Origin of the sequence: Caballeronia sp. LZ034LL, from assembly GCF_031451215.1 — a bacterium.
In the GTDB taxonomy this organism is placed as follows: domain Bacteria; phylum Pseudomonadota; class Gammaproteobacteria; order Burkholderiales; family Burkholderiaceae; genus Caballeronia.
Map to the genome: position 1 here is coordinate 281,763 of NZ_JARUXR010000002.1, position 15,197 is coordinate 296,959.

General features: G+C 61.6%; 14 protein-coding genes. 13 read left to right on the forward strand and 1 reads right to left on the reverse strand.

Features of this window, described 5'->3' with window-relative positions; genetic code table 11:
* Positions 1–9 precede the first annotated feature (9 nt).
* Together hpaI and QCE83_RS15730 are read left to right on the forward strand one after the other, a co-directional pair.
* Positions 10–825 carry a 4-hydroxy-2-oxoheptanedioate aldolase gene (hpaI, locus tag QCE83_RS15725; protein WP_309812471.1) on the forward strand — a complete coding sequence of 272 codons (816 nt, stop codon included), beginning with the start codon at positions 10–12 and terminating at the stop codon, positions 823–825.
* 28 nt (positions 826–853) lie between these two features.
* Positions 854–1,597 carry an SDR family oxidoreductase gene (locus QCE83_RS15730; RefSeq protein WP_309812474.1) on the forward strand — a complete coding sequence of 248 codons (744 nt, stop codon included), beginning with the start codon at positions 854–856 and terminating at the stop codon, positions 1,595–1,597.
* 20 nt (positions 1,598–1,617) lie between these two features.
* Here QCE83_RS15730 and QCE83_RS15735 read toward each other — a convergent pair whose 3' ends face one another.
* A complete protein-coding gene (locus QCE83_RS15735) occupies positions 1,618–2,550 on the reverse strand; it encodes a LysR family transcriptional regulator (protein WP_309812479.1) in 933 nt (310 codons plus the stop codon).
* 152 nt (positions 2,551–2,702) lie between these two features.
* Between QCE83_RS15735 and QCE83_RS15740 the strand changes: the two genes are divergently transcribed.
* From QCE83_RS15740 to QCE83_RS15790, 11 genes are all read left to right on the forward strand, one after another.
* Positions 2,703–3,842, forward strand: a complete 1,140-nt coding sequence (locus QCE83_RS15740; RefSeq protein ID WP_309812482.1) for an FAD-dependent monooxygenase — start codon at positions 2,703–2,705, stop codon at positions 3,840–3,842.
* Between the two features lie 213 nt (positions 3,843–4,055).
* Complete coding sequence (locus QCE83_RS15745) at positions 4,056–4,766, forward strand: hypothetical protein (protein ID WP_309812486.1); 711 nt, start codon at positions 4,056–4,058, stop codon at positions 4,764–4,766.
* A gap of 334 nt (positions 4,767–5,100) precedes the next feature.
* Positions 5,101–6,006, forward strand: a complete 906-nt coding sequence (locus QCE83_RS15750) for a HEPN domain-containing protein (protein ID WP_309812489.1) — start codon at positions 5,101–5,103, stop codon at positions 6,004–6,006.
* A 547-nt stretch (positions 6,007–6,553) separates the two neighbouring features.
* A complete protein-coding gene (locus QCE83_RS15755) occupies positions 6,554–6,946 on the forward strand; it encodes a DUF4174 domain-containing protein (protein ID WP_309812492.1) in 393 nt (130 codons plus the stop codon).
* Between the two features lie 147 nt (positions 6,947–7,093).
* Positions 7,094–8,134 (forward strand): LacI family DNA-binding transcriptional regulator, encoded by a 1,041-nt coding sequence (locus QCE83_RS15760; RefSeq protein WP_309812495.1) that lies wholly within the window; start codon positions 7,094–7,096, stop codon positions 8,132–8,134.
* Between the two features lie 107 nt (positions 8,135–8,241).
* On the forward strand, positions 8,242–9,426 hold the full coding sequence (locus tag QCE83_RS15765) for an enolase C-terminal domain-like protein (RefSeq protein ID WP_309812498.1): 1,185 nt from the start codon (positions 8,242–8,244) through the stop codon (positions 9,424–9,426).
* 112 nt (positions 9,427–9,538) lie between these two features.
* Positions 9,539–10,882 carry an MFS transporter gene (locus QCE83_RS15770; RefSeq protein WP_309812499.1) on the forward strand — a complete coding sequence of 448 codons (1,344 nt, stop codon included), beginning with the start codon at positions 9,539–9,541 and terminating at the stop codon, positions 10,880–10,882.
* Positions 10,879–11,841 carry a D-glycerate dehydrogenase gene (locus tag QCE83_RS15775; RefSeq protein WP_309812502.1) on the forward strand — a complete coding sequence of 321 codons (963 nt, stop codon included), beginning with the start codon at positions 10,879–10,881 and terminating at the stop codon, positions 11,839–11,841. The genes QCE83_RS15770 and QCE83_RS15775 overlap by 4 nt, the downstream gene beginning before the upstream one ends.
* 5 nt (positions 11,842–11,846) lie before the next feature.
* A complete protein-coding gene (locus QCE83_RS15780; protein ID WP_309812505.1) occupies positions 11,847–12,896 on the forward strand; it encodes an Ldh family oxidoreductase in 1,050 nt (349 codons plus the stop codon).
* Between the two features lie 30 nt (positions 12,897–12,926).
* The gene (locus QCE83_RS15785; RefSeq protein WP_309812509.1) at positions 12,927–13,835 is read left to right on the forward strand and encodes a dihydrodipicolinate synthase family protein; all 909 of its coding nucleotides are present in this window, start codon (positions 12,927–12,929) and stop codon (positions 13,833–13,835) included.
* Between the two features lie 18 nt (positions 13,836–13,853).
* Positions 13,854–15,197, forward strand: coding sequence for an MFS transporter (locus QCE83_RS15790; RefSeq protein WP_309812511.1), 1,344 nt, complete (start codon positions 13,854–13,856; stop codon positions 15,195–15,197).

Here is a 15,197-nt window from a genome sequence, read left to right on the forward strand (position 1 = left end):
GGACGTGCAATGCAGATTCGGCAGAATTCATTTCGACGGGCGCTGCATGCGGGAGAGCGGCAGATCGGGCTGTGGGTGGGACTCGCCGACGCCAATGCCGCCGAGTTGCTCGCCGCGACCGGCTTCGACTGGCTCCTGCTCGACAACGAGCACGCGCCCAACGATGTGCGGACGACGCTGGACCAGCTTCGTGCGATCGAGCCGTATTCGTCGCACGCGGTGGTCCGTCCTGTGCGTGCCGATGTGGCGCTCGTCAAGCAGTACCTGGACATCGGGGCGCAGACGCTGCTCATTCCGATGGTCAACACCGCCGAAGAAGCGCGCCTGATGGTGCAGGCCATGCGCTATCCGCCCGAGGGCGTACGAGGGCTTGGGGCAGCGCTGGCGCGGGCGTCGCGCTGGAACCAGATCGACGACTATCTGAATCAGGCCAACGGCGAGGTTGCCTTGCTGGTTCAGGCCGAGACGCGGCAAGCCATGGGCAACCTGCACGAGATCGCATCGACCGACGGCGTCGACGGCGTGTTCTTCGGCCCGTCCGACTTGTCCGCGGACATGGGTTTGCGCGGACAGGCCAATCACCCCGATGTGCGAGCGGCGATCATCGAGGGCATCGCGGTGGTGCGAAGCGCTGGCAAGGCGGCGGGCGTTCTCGTGACGGATCGCAAGCTCGCGCATGACTATCTTGAGGCCGGCGCGCAGTTCGTAGCCGTCGGTGTCGACACGACCTTGCTGGTGCGCGCGGCGACTGAGCTTGCGCGAAGTTTCAGCGCGACGGCTCTTGCCGCGAAGAGCGCGTCTCATCCGAGCGACGGCGCTTACTAGACCTCTATCAGACTGGAAAGGAAGCTGGATGAGCGATAAACCCCTGTTCGTGATCACGGGCGGCAGCCGCGGCATCGGCGCGGTCATTGCGCGTCGCGCCGCGATGACGCATCCCGTTGTGATTCTTTATAAGGACGACGCGCTCGCTGCGCAAGGTGTCGTCGACGAGATCGAAGCAAACGCAGGCAAGGCATGGGCGATCCGCGCGGACATGGGCGACGAGCACGCGCTGCTCGAAGCGTTTCGGCAGATCGACCAACTGGGCCGCATCGGCGTGCTGGTGAACAACGCGGGCATCACGGGCGGCATGTCTCGCGTGGCGGATCTCGCCAGCGACAACCTTTCCAAGCTGTTCAGCATCAACGTGATCGGCGCCTTCATCGCCACGCGCGAGGCGGTGCGGCGCATGTCGACGGCGCGAGGCGGCGCGGGCGGCGTCATCGTCAACATGTCTTCCGGTGCGTCGGTGCTGGGTGCGCCCAACGTATGGGTCCACTATGCGGCGACCAAGGGCGCAATGGATACGATGACCATCGGCTTGTCGAAGGAACTGGCGCAGGAAGGCATTCGCGTCAACGCCGTACGGCCCGGCGTCATCGACACGGAATTGCACGAGCAGCGCACGGCCGATTCGCTGGCGCGCTTTGCGAGCATGATTCCTATGGGACGCATGGGGACGGCGGATGAAGTCGCGGAAGCCGTGGTGTGGCTAGCATCGCCCGCTGCTTCCTACGTGACGGGCTGCCTGATGGATGTGCGCGGCGGATTATGACGATCGCCTTCAGGTAACCATCATCGCGCCGTCAGCGCCGCCACCGATTGCTCGTCCGACTTGAACAGGGAAAGAAAGGTCTCGCGCAGCCACGCGTGAGCGGGATCGGTGTCGAAGCGCGTATGCCAGTACATGCGGACATCGAAGAACGGGCAGGGGAAGGGCACGTCATAGACATCGAGCGACATGCTGCGCTGGAAGTGCGCGGCGACGCGTGACGGCACGGTGGTGAGCAGGTCGGACTGCGCGATGACGCTCGGCAAGGCGAAGTAGTTCGGCATGCGCATGACTACCGTGCGCCGGATGTTGAGATCCTCGAACGCGGACTCGACCGGGTCGTCCAGTTGTTTGATGGCGACATGCGAACCCGACTGGAATTCATCGAGCGTCAGCGCATGGGGGGCGCTGCCGGCACGTTCCCGCTTGCGCGTCACCACCACGCATTGATCGCGAAACACATGGGCATGTCGAATGGTCTGCCGGGTCATGTTGAGGTGACCCACCACCAGATCCACTTCGCGTCCCACCAGCATCTGCTCATAGCTCGAACGCGGCGCCTGGAAGATCGCGAGCTTCACCTTCGGCGCAATCTCGTTGAGGCGGCTGAGCAGCCGAGGAATGAACAGGATCTCGCCCACATCCGACAGCAGCAGGCGGAATTCGCGCGTGCATTCTTCGGGCAGGAATTCGATCGAGTCCAGCAGGGAATCCTGAATGGTCGCTAGCGCGGAGCGTATCGGTTCCGCGAGGCGCTCGCAGCGCGCCGTCGGCTCGAGTCCGGCGGACGTCCTGATGAACAAGCGGTCGCCGATGGCCTCGCGCAGCCGCCCGAGCGCATGACTCACCGCCGGCTGACTGAGATGGACTTCCTTGGCGACTTCCGACAGGTTACGCAGGCGATAAACAGCGTCGAAAATCTTGAGGAGATTGAGGTCCAGGCGGTTGATGTCCATTTGAATTGTCTGTATCGCCTCGGCCCGCGGAGAGGGTCACAAGGGTACAACGAAGGTCGGGTTTTGAATAGAAGCGCTTACGCGAATGGCGCATGGCACGCTGACCGATTGCGCTAGAATCGCCGGCAAGACCGACAGCGAGGAGATGTGCGATGACTCGAAACGTTCTGATTTCAGGCGCCGGCGTCGCTGGCCTGGCTGCTGCCTTCTGGCTGGACCGTGCCGGGTACGATGTGACGCTCGTCGAACGTTCCGGCAAATTCCGGCGCGGCGGTCAGGCTGTCGATATTCGCGGCGTCGCGCTGGATGTCATGCAAGCAATGGGCTTGCTCGACGATGCAAGGGCGTTGCGCACGCAGCTCAAAGGCATGTCGATGCTCGATGCCGATGGGAACGAGATACATCGGACGGAAGAACGTACCTACAGCGCGGGCCGTCTCGACAGCACCGACATCGAGATCTTTCGCGACGACCTTTGTGAATTGCTGATGAAGGCATTGAGCGCGAAGGTCGAATTTCTTTATGGCGAGAGTATTCGTTCAATCTCCCCGCGTGAGGACAGTGTCAGCGTCGTGTTTGAAAGCGGCGGCGACAGATCGTTCGACCTCTTGATCGGTGCGGACGGCATCTACTCGAATGTTCGCAAGCAGGTGTTCAACAACGAGGCGGCGTCTGTTTTTCCACTGGGCGTCGTCCTCGCACTGTTCTCGACGCCCAACTTCATTGCGCTCGACGACTGGCAGATCGGGCATCGCGTCGCCGATTTTGGGTACATCATTTATCCGAGCCGCGACAAGCGCGAGTTGCGCATCGGTGCGGGCTTCGCCGCGCCTGAACCGCCCTTGTCCCGAAACGATGTCGAAGGGCAGAAGCGCATCGTGTCCGAGAGCTGCGCGCATCTGAAAGGCGAGTTTCCCCGCTTCATCGATGCAATGAAGAGCACGGATCAGTTTTACTACAACGAACTCGCGCAGATTCACATGCCTGCGTGGTCGAAGAGCCGTGTCGTGCTGATCGGCGATGCGGCGCATTGTGCATCGCCGTTTTCAGGGCAGGGCACGAGCCTGGCGCTCGTCGGCGCGTTCGTGCTCGTGCATGAGCTCGTGCGCAACGGGTCGGATCTTGCGGCGGCGTTTGCGGCCTACGAGAATCGGATGCGTCCGTATGTCGATCTGAACCAGGCACTCGTCGATCCGGAGCGCGAGGGACCGGTGCCGGACGAGCAACTGGACGCAGCGAAGAATGGGATCGATTTGACTGGGCTGCTCGGTGGGGCGATCGGAAAGCGGTAGGTTCGTCAATCCAGCGGCTGCTCTACTCTGATTTTTACCGTTGCACCACTGCGGTTCGACCGGCGGCAAAGGATCAACTTGCGCTGCCCGCAGCGGGCTGGGTTCGGCGAGTATGGGACATTCGACATATGTCCGTTGATCGTCGACAATTCCCGTGTCATGCAACGAAATTGCGAACTTCCCGTCTCCGGTACATCAGTCAAGGAGCTGACAATGACTGAGAGAAGCAACGTCAGGTCGACGTACACCTTGTATGAAACTCTTTTGGGAAGCGCGGCGGTGGTCGCAGTGACGATCTCCGTCGTGGTGTTTCTGATTCAGACTGTAAAGGGCGTCGCGGCGCGTGACATATGGCCTGGCCTCAGTTCGCTAGGTACATTGGCAGCTGTTATTGTCGCGTTGGGTGTTGCGGCAGTAGACAGAAGCCGACGCAGGAGAGAGGAAGAAAAACGGGCACTTCTTGGGGCATGTGCGATAACGCCGCGCTTGGGTAGCCTATGTAGGCGCTTGCGGAATGTTGAAGAGACATTCCTGGCCGCCAGCGTGACCGACATCGGTGTTGCAGACTATACAAGAGCGATGAAGTATGCGCAGGAGATTTCTTTTAACCTTGATCTTGAACAGCTAGCGGCTCTCACCCCCTTACCTGGATACTGCGCACATAAGCTTGCAGCGGCTCAAGGATGCATCCAGGCTTTAAAGGAGGTGATTGAAAGTAACCAACCACTGCTCGTACTTGAAGGACAGGGAGAAGAACGCATCAAGGTTGCGGCTGACATACTCACCGTTGCGTCTCAAGCAGCGCGGTTCGTGCATGAAGCTCGAGATATCATGGATCGCGTACGCCCTGATGAGGCACGCCCATCGGCGGGACCTTATGCGCCGGTAGGCGTCATAGCAGTAACGCCCGAGGAAGGCACTTGAAGCAGCGCGTTACGTCATTGAACTGGGTTCGCCGCCAACCGCGATCATTCGACATGGGCGCCTAGATAGCTGACAATCGATCACAGGTACAAACGCGAGCCCTCCGAACCCTATGTCAGACGCGCCAAATGCAGCGAAAGAACCGTTGCGCCCTCGAGAGACGGTTCAAAAACTTCTGCTATCAAGCACTTGCCGCTTCATAGGCGAATATGAACAACCTGGAGTTTTGCTGACGCAAGCTTGGCCCGGCTTCCGTGACCGAGCCGGAGCAATAAGGATGGCAGAAGGGCCTCTTTCTAGGAACGCCTTTGTGCTGTGCTTTGAAAGTCCTCCCATGGAAAAGTCGGCCGGCATTGTTCTTCCAGACTACAGCCAGATCGGGGAATCAATGGCATCTCTGATGAGCGTGCTCTATGGGAAAAGGTTCGATAGTCATGGAGTCATTGAAAGCAATGGGCACTTCTCATTGCCAGACAGCACCATATTTGCCTTAATTTCCGATCCAGACCTGCCACATAACTCTCACCGCATACGCGCCAACTCGCCGGTCGATCTCGACATCAGAGAGGTGGCTCAGGTCGTTACGTTCTTCACCCATGCACGCGCGAATGAGCGCTTCTCACAAACGTTCGAGACCGCATGCTCTTTTTACAGCCGGTCATTGAGGGCTTGCGAAAGCGACCCTGAGGTTGCCTATCTTCATTTGATCACGGCCGGAGAAATCCTGGCGAGCTATTTTGAGCGGGACCACGATGACTTGCTTGATGAGTCCATGAAAAGCGCTTTGATCGCCATCGATTCTGGGTTGCCGAACGGCGACAAGATTGTGAAGACTATCAGAGGAAGGCTGCTCCAAATGCAGCGGAGGTTTGTAAAGGCGTTTACGGAATTGGTAACGGCCGACTTTTTCGTCAATTCCGAGTCGTCGCAAGCGTTCTTCGCTCTAAGTTTCGACACTTTCGAGCAGCGTATAGCGGCGGCCTACGATCTGCGAAGTCAATTCGTTCATACAGGTATTCATTTTGGTACTTGGATTGCGCCGCGGGGAACGCAAAGAGCGGAAATTCAACACGGCAAGCCAGTGGTTTCAAACAAAGATTTCGCTAAAACTTTGGCGACGGCGCCGACCTTTATCGGGTTGGAGCGCATAGTTCGATTCGCCTTGCTTCGTTTTGCCGCCACAGAAGGGCGCAAGGTGTTTCCGGCTCTCAACGTTGAGCAGCCAGGTCCGACCGCGTAAGCCACCTGAGATTCGAAATCCATTCGGATTACATTAGTTGAGTTGAGCGGCCGCTATGCGGAAGCGCGGATGTCTCATGTGGGTCGGAAACGGCCGCTCATCTAAAGAAGCACCGGTGCGGCAAACCACATGGGTGCAGCGACATTCGTCGCAACGAACATCGCGTTCCAGGGACTCGGCGATACGTCGAGGGGTCGGAATCCCGCTGGGTACGGCGCCAATGCGACGTTCAACAGCGCGGAGTTCGACCTCAAGTATCAGCCGATGCCATCGCTGCTGCCCGGCGCGGCCTGTATCCATACAAACGGCGGCAGCGTCTCGACCGCGACCGGAATCGGGGTAGACCAGCGCCGACGATCCCCTGTCCAAGCGCACAGAGTCTCAAGACACCCATCAAGCCCCAACCGAAGCCAACGGGTAGCGGTATGCTGAACATAGAAACCCGGAGCGCCATGTCGTATCTGGCCTCCTTGAACCTTGTCTGAGGGGTATGCCAATGCACCGGTATCTAGTACTTGCAGGCATGATGGGAACGATGCTGATGGGAATGACCACACTCTCAAGCGCTGGAGAAAGCACAGCCCCCACGACCGTAGAACAGTACTCGTGGCAAAAGCGCTTGCTCATCATCTTCGCCGGTAACGCAGATTCCGCAGCACTGTCGAAACAGCGCGCGACCATCAAGGGAAGCAAGGGCTTCCCAGAGCGCGACCTCCTGGTGATCGAAGTGATCGGGAATGACGTGCAAGGCGTCGGCGATTCCGCCAGCGCTCTACGTCAACGATACGGCGTCAAGGCCGGCACGTTTCGCGTGCTTCTCGTCGGCAAGGACGGCGGCGTAAAGCTGGACTCGCACGAGCCGATCGAATCCCGTGAGTTGTTCAAGACCATCGACGCCATGCCGATGCGCAAGCAGGAGGCAGCAGGCAGCGGGGCTTAGTCAACTCCAACTGGAGCACGCCACCCCAACGCGCCACAGCTCCAGCTCCTCTCAAACGCCATGCAGCCCAGCCCTTCGGGCATACTTCGCCTGTGGAGCTCGTCGAAGCACGAGCATTGTTACTCGCAAGTCTCGAGGGAACGCGTTTTGTCAGTCGACAACCCTTCTTCATTGGTCAAGCGTCGCGCGCGCAGAGGCAGCGGACGCGTGACGCTGGCCGATGTCGCCCGGGCAGCGGGTGTGGCGCCGATGACGGCCTCGCGAGCATTGAATTCGCCGGAAACCGTCAATCCGGAAATGGTCGAGCGTGTACGCCTCGCCGTGATCGAAACGGGCTATGTGCCGAATCTGCTCGCCGGGGCCCTTGCATCGGCGCGCAGTCTGCTGGTGGCGGTCATCGTGCCGAGCATCGCATCGACGATCTATCTCGAGTTCGTGCAGGCCCTGCGAAGCGCGCTGGCGAAGAAGGGTTATCAGGTCATTCTCGGCGAGAGCGACTACGGCCATCAACTCGAGCCCGCATTGCTGGATACGCTGATCGCACGCCGTCCCGACGCGATCGTCACGGTGGGCGCCGTGCGCTCGAAGGAAGGGCGCAAGCGGCTGCTCGTATCCGGCATTCCGGTCATCGAAACCTGGGACATGCCCCCGGAGCCGCTCGACATGCTCGTCGGTTTCTCGCAGACCGCCGTGGGTCGCGGGGCCGCCGAATTCCTGATCGGCGAAGGGCGGCGCCATATCGCCATCATCAGCGCGAACGATGACCGCGCAGCCATGCGCGCACAAGGTTTCATAGCCGCCATACGCGAACACGACAAGAAGGCACGCGTCGAATCCGTCCTGATTCCCGCGCCGAGCACACTCGGCGAAGGGCGCCGCGCGCTCGCCGACTTGCTGTCGCGGCCCGCGTCCCTCGACGCCGTATTCTGCACCTCCGACATGGTCGCGCTCGGCGTGCTGACGGAAGCGAAAGCGCGCGGCATCGACGTGCCGGAACAGCTCGCCGTGATGGGTTACGGCGACATGAACTTCGCGCCGGACACCGATCCCCCGCTCACCACGATCCGCGCCGACGGCAAGATCATCGGGCAGGAAGCGGCGCGGCTCATCGTCGAGCGTGCATCGAAAGACGTGACTGAACGCGTCGTCGATGTCGGCTTTTCTGTCGTGCGACGCGCTTCCGCGTAAACCCCAACCTCGAAAAGTAACGCAAAAAGCCGCTTGTCATCCGGATGAGATAGCGCTATCTTGCACATCGGATAGCGCTATCTCGCGCCGAACACCGGAGACTTCTCATGAGCAAAATCAACCGCGTCGAGATTTTCGACTTCGAATACGAGGTCGAGAACCTCGCCGCCGCGTCCGAGCACACGCACAACCACGTCGCCTACAAGAAGGGCGGCAGGATGAAGCTGAAGAAGTACGCCGTCGTGATCGAAGCGGACGACGGCGCGCGTGGCGAATACGTGGCGATGTGGGGCGGCACGCGCCCGGCGCTCGCCCAATCGATCATGCTTGCCCCGGACTTGCTCGGCCGCGATCCCGCCATGCGCGAAGAGCTCTACGACGAGTTCAAGCGCAAGCTGCATCACTTCGATCACATGGGCCACGGCCCGGTCGACATCGCGTTGTGGGACCTCGTCGGCAAGCAACTCAATACGTCGATCGCGAACCTGCTCGGCGGATATCGTTCGCGTCTGAAGGCCTATGCGAGCACCTTCCACGGCGATCGCAACGGAGGTCTCGACAGCCCCGAAGCGTATGGCGAATTCGCCGTGCGATGCCGCGAGATGGGCTATCGCGGCTACAAGATTCACGGCTGGTTCGACGGTAACCCGAAGGAAGAGGCCGCCGCGATTCTCGCGACGCGCAAGGCCGTGGGCAACGAAATGGACCTGATGTACGACGGCGCCTGCGATCTGAAGACCTTCGCCGATGCGCTCTACGTCGGCCGCGCCTGTGACGAAGCCCACTACTTCTGGTTCGAAGATCCGTATCGCGATGCCGGCCTGTCCGCGTTCTCGCACAAGAAGCTGCGTGAAATGCTCAAGACGCCGCTGCTCATCACCGAGCATGTGCGCGGCCTCGAACCCAAGGCGGACTTCCTGATGGCGGGCGGCACGGACTTCCTGCGTGTCGATCCGGAATACGACATGGGCATCACCGGCGCGATCAAGACGGCGCGTCTCGCGGAAGCCTTCGGTCTCGATGTCGAAGTGCATGCGGTCGGCCCGGCGCATCGTCACGTGATGGGCGCGATCCGCAACTCGAACTACTACGAAGTGGCCCTCGTCGGTCCGGACTGTGCGAACAACATTCCGCAGGTCTATGCGTGCGACTACAACGACCAGATCGACTGCATCGACCGCGACGGCACGGTGCCGGTGCCGACCGGCCCGGGGCTGGGCGTCACCTACGACTGGGACTACATCAAGCGTCACACGAAGCAGCATCACGTCTTCGAGTTGAACAAGCGCTAAGCACGGCGCTTGCAAAAAGAGCTGCATCGAGCAGCCGGATGCAGGGGCGGCCCGCCCGGGCCGCTTACCCGACGGGCGGCATGAAGGCCGCCCGACACTCAGGAGACATTCGATGTCAACGCAGGCTGTCCTCAGCGCAGTCCGTGCGCGGCACCGCTACGTGCGGTACTACGTGCTCGCGCTCATTCTGCTCGTCACCGCAGTCAATCTCGGCGATCGCGCGAACCTCTCGATTGCCGGCGCACCGATGGCCAAGGAACTCGGCCTGAGCAGCGTCACGATGGGTTATGTGTTCTCGGCATTCGCGTGGGCCTATGTCATCGGGCAATTGCCGGGCGGCTGGCTGCTCGATCGCTTCAACTCGATCAAGGTCTATGGTGCGGCGCTCTTTCTCTGGTCGTTCTTCACGTTTCTCCAGGGCTATGTCGGCTTTCTGCCGGTGACGCTTGCCATCGGCGCGCTGTTCGCATGCCGCTTTCTCGTCGGTCTTGTCGAGGCGCCGATCTATCCGGCCAACAACTACATCGTCGCGGCGTGGTTTCCGCTGCGCGAACGCGGACTCGCGACCTCGATCTTCAGTTCGGCGCAATACGTCGCGGTCGTTCTGTTCGTCCCGGTGATGGGCATGCTCAGTCACGCGTTGAGCTGGCACTGGGTGTTCTGGTTCATGGGCGGCTTCGGCATGTTGCTCTCGGTCTTCTGGTTCGCGGTCATGCGTGCGCCGGACAAGAGTTCCAAAGTGACGCAGGAAGAGCTCGACTATCTGCGCGAGCACGGCGCGATGATCGATATCGAAGCGAACAAGAAGAAGCGTGTCCCGCCGCCCGCCGGTTCGATCAAGGTGCTGCTCAGGAGTCGCATGATGGCGGGCGTGTATCTCGGCCAGTATTGCATCACGTCGCTTCAGTATTTCTTCATCACGTGGTTCCCGATCTACCTGGTCAAGGGGCGGGGCATGGATTTGCTGCACGTCGGTTTCGTCGCGACGCTGCCCGCGATCTGCGGTTTCGTCGGCAGCGTGCTCGGCGGATGGATTTCCGATCGCGTGTTGAAGAGCGGCGGCAGCGTGACGGCCGCGCGCAAGATACCGTTCGTCTCCGGCATGTTGCTCGCGAGTCTGCTCGTGCTGTGCAACTTCACGGATTCGACCGCCGTGATCGTCGCGCTGATGTCGCTTGCCTTGTTCGGCAAAGGTCTTGCGCAGATCGGGCTTGCCGTCGTCGTCGATACCGCGCCGCCTGAAATCGTCGGCGTCGCGGGCGGACTGTTCGGCGTAGCAGGGAATATCGCAGGCATCGTGACGCCGATCGCCATCGGCTACATCCTCGCGATCACCGGCTCGTTCACGGGCGCGATGTATTTCGTCGGCACGCATGCGCTGGTCGGTGCATTGAGCTACCTCTTCATCGTCGGCAAGCTGAAACGGCTCAAGTTGCCGGAGGCGGTCGCGGCATGAAGCATCGAATCATTCTGTCGCGGCCGATGCAGGCCGCCGTCGAGGAACGTGCGAAGGCGCTCTTCGACGCCGTCGTTCCGCACGAACCGCTGTCGGTCGACGATCTGGTGAACCGGGCGCATGCCCACGAAGCGCAAGGCTTGCTGTTCTCGGGCGCGCTGCGTCTGGATCGGGCGCTGATCGAGCGCCTGCCGCAGAGCCTGCGCGTGGCGGCGACGACCAGCGTCGGTTTCGATCACATCGACCTCGAGGCGGCCGAAGCCCGGGGCATCGTCGTGACGAATGCGCCGGTCGTGACCGAATGCACTGCCGACGCTACTTTGCTGCATATTCTCGCCGCCAGCCGGCGGGCCCGCGAACACCTGCAGGTGATGCAGGACGGCTGGGGCCGTGCGCTCGGGTTGAGCGAGCTGCTCGGGCATCGGGTGACAGGCAGCACGCTCGGCATCGTCGGGATGGGGCGCATCGGGCAGGCGGTTGCGCAGCGTGCCCGTGCGTTCGACATGAGCATCCTGTATCACAGCCGCCGACGCGTTGCGCAGGACATCGAGCAGGGCGCGCGCTACTTCGACTCGCTTGACGAGATGTTGCCGCATGCACGGATTCTGTCGCTGCATCTTCCCGCGAGTCCGGGCGCGGCGCCGCTCATCGGCCGACGTCAACTCTCGATGCTGCCGCGCGGCGCGATTGTCGTGAACACCGCGCGTGGTTCGCTGATCGACGAAGACGCGCTCATCGACAGCCTGCGCAGCGGCCACATCGCCGCTGCGGGACTCGATGTGTTCGCCAGCGAACCGCACTTCGACAGGCGCTTTCTCGAACTGCCGCAAGTCTTCATGACGCCGCACAGCGGGTCGGCCACCGTGCAGACGCGCAACGATCTCGGTCTGCGCGGACTCGACAACATTGCGCTGGTGCTGGGCGGAAATCACTGCCCCGACACGCTGAACCTTCATTGAACGCCATGCCAACTTATTCCCCTAACGATCTGACCCAGTACGCATCGCAGGCATTGCAGCGCTGCGGCATGTTGGCTGACCATGCGCATCAGGTCGCGGCAAGAATGGTCGATGCCGAGTTGCTCGGACATCGCAGCCACGGTCTCTGGCTGCTCGCGACCTATCTCGAACGCCTGCAGGCAGGTCAGATCGCAACCCAGGGCGAAGTGCGCGTCCTGTCCGATACCGACAGCGCATTCTCATGGCACGCGAACCGCCTGCCGGGCGCGTGGGTGATGCATCGCGCGATCGACGAGGTCATCTCGCGCGCGACGGCGCGTGCCGTGGTGGTAGCAACGATTGCAGAGTGTTCGCATATCGGCTGCCTGCAAAGCTATCTGCTGCCGCTCGTCGAACGCAATTTCTTCGTGACCTTGTCCGCGACCAATGCGGGCGTGGCTTCCGTTGCGCCGTTCGGTGGCATGGACGCAGTGCTGACGACGAACCCGATCGCCTACGGCATCCCGACGCGCGGCGATCCGATTCTCATCGATCAATGCACATCGCTCGGCAGCAATACGTTCTTCACGGCCTTCGCGCAGCGCGGCGAAACCTTGCCCGGCGAATGGCTGCTCGATGCGGAAGGCAAGCCGACGAACGATCCCCATGTCCTGACGGCCAGGCCGCCCGGCACGGTGCTGCCGCTCGGCGGCGTGGAGTTCGGCTACAAGGGCTTCGGCCTCGGCCTGGCCGTCGAGGCGCTGACGCTCGCGCTGCCGGGATCGGGCCGCCGCACGAAGCCTGACAAGTTTGGTCAAGGCGTGTTCCTCCAGGTACTGAATCCTCGTCTGCTCGGCGGACTGGATGTGTTCCTGGACGAAACCACCTGGCTTGCCGATGCCTGTCACGCCAGCCGCGTGCGCGAAGGTGCGCCGCCGGTGCGCCTGCCCGGCGAGCGCGCGCTCGCACTGCGTCGCGAACAGATACGCGATGGCGTCTCGCTCACTGACGACGTCATCGCCCGCATGAAGACCTGGTCAAACACACTCGATCTGCCGATGCCTGCATCGGCGTGATGCCAACGCAATTCAACTCTGGAGTTCCCCATGTTGCGCGATTCAAAAGGAGTTTTCATCGTCACGCAGACGCCCTTCGACGAGCGCGGCGAGGTCGATCTTGAAAGCATCGACACGCTCGTCGATTTCTACATCCGGCACGGTGCGCAAGGCTTCACCGTGCTCGGCGTGAGTGGCGAAGCCGGCAAGCTGAACGCGGACGAGGCCTTGCAGGTCGCGTCGCGTTTCATCAAGCGCGCGGGTTCGCGGCCGTGCGTGGTCGGCGTAAGCAACGCGAGCCTGGCGCAACTCACCGACCTGTCCGCGCGCGTCATGGACCTCGGCGCGGCAGGCGTGATGATCGCCCCGCCCGCCGGCATCCAGACCGACGAGGAATTGCACGGCTATTTTGCCGAAGTGTTCCGGCGGAACGTCGGCGTGCCGACGGTGCTGCAGGACTTTCCCTTCGCGTCGAAGGTGGCGATGTCCGTGCCGGCGATGCTCGCACTCATCGATACGCACAAGGAGATCGAACTGGTGAAGGAAGAGGATCTTCCTTGCCTGAACAAGATTTCTCGCCTGCGCGCCGGCGGCGGCCGTCGCGTTGCGATCCTGACGGGCAACAACGCGATGTATCTGCCGCTCGAACTCGGCCGCGGCGCCGATGGCCCGATGGCCGGCTTCTCGTATCCCGAGATGCTGTCCGAAGTCTATGCGTTGCACGCCGCGGGCAAGTTCGATCAAGCCGACGACGTCTTCGACATCTATCTGCCTTTGTTGCGCTACGAGGCGATGGGCTTCTGGGGAGTGTGCGCACGCAAGGAAATGATGCGCCGACGCGGCGCGATCAGTTCCGCCACGATGCGTACACCGGGCCCGAAGCTCTCCGCAGCCGACATCCAGGAACTGGACCGCTTGTCGAGCCGGCTGGAGAAGAGACTCGCCGAACGCCGCGCTTAAAGAGAAGACAGAGGAGACATGCAAATGAAAAGCGAAAGCGTCGCCGTAAGCGTAGCGACGACGCAGCGCACCTCCGTGCGTTACGCGGTGCTCGCGATGCTGGTCATCGCCAGCGCGGTCAATCTGGGTGACCGGGCGAATCTGTCGATCACCGGCTCCGCGATGTCGGCGGATCTTGGCATCGGACCGGTCGCACTCGGCTATGTGTTCTCGGCGTTCGCATGGGCCTACGTGCTCGCGCAACTGCCTGCGGGCTGGCTGCTCGACCGTTTCGATTCGATCAAGGTCTACGGCATCAGCCTCGTATTGTGGTCCTTGTGTACGGTCGCGCAGGGCTTTCTCGGTACGCTTTCGACGGCGGCCGCCATCGCCGGATTGTTCGTACTGCGCTTTCTGCTGGGGCTGGTCGAGTCGCCGGTGTCGCCCGCGAACAGCCACATCGTCGCGGCGTGGTTTCCGGTCCGCGAGCGCGGCCTTGCGACGTCGATCTATAACTCGGCGCAGTACATCGCGGTCGTCGTCTTCGTGCCCTTGATGGGTTTTCTCGTGCACAAGGCCGGCTGGCCGAGCGTGTTCTGGATCATGGGTGCACTGGGTCTCGTGCTGGCGATGGTCTGGTTCAAGGTGATGCATCAGCCGCAGACGCATCCACGCGCGAATGCCGCCGAGCTCGACTATCTGCGCGAAGGCGGTGCGAACCTCGGTACGGACGGGAAGAAGGCGCTCGAGACCAGTAATGTCGATCTCAGTGCGGTGCGCTTCTTCCTGAAGAGCCGGCTCATGCTTGGAGTGTACCTCAGCCAGTATTGCCTGACGTCGCTGCAGTACTTCTTCATCACGTGGTTCCCGATCTATCTGGTGAAGGGACGCGGGATGAACATCGTGGAAGTCGGCTTTCTGGCGACGCTGCCGGCGATGGCAGGATTCATCGGCGGCATCGCGGGCGGCTATCTGTCGGATTTGCTGTTGCGCCGCGGCCTTGGCGTCAGTGTGGCGCGCAAGACGCCGTTCGTGATTGGCATGCTGCTCGCGTCGAGCCTCGTGCTGTGCAATTTCGTCGCCTCACCTTATACGGTGGTTGCGTTGATGTCGCTCGCGATTTTCGGCAAGGGCCTTGCGGCCGTGAACTGGGCCGTGGTCTCGGACACCGCGCCGCCGCATCTCGTCGGAATGGCGGGCGGCCTGTTCAATCTGTTCGGCAGCATCTCGGGCATCGTCACGCCGATCGTCATCGGCTATGCGTTGCAGCTGACGGGCTCGTTCACCGGCGCGATGTACTTCGTCGCGGCCCATGGGTTGATCGGCGCGATCACCTATCTCTTCATCACCGGAAAGATCCGTCGACTCGAAGTGGCGCGCTGA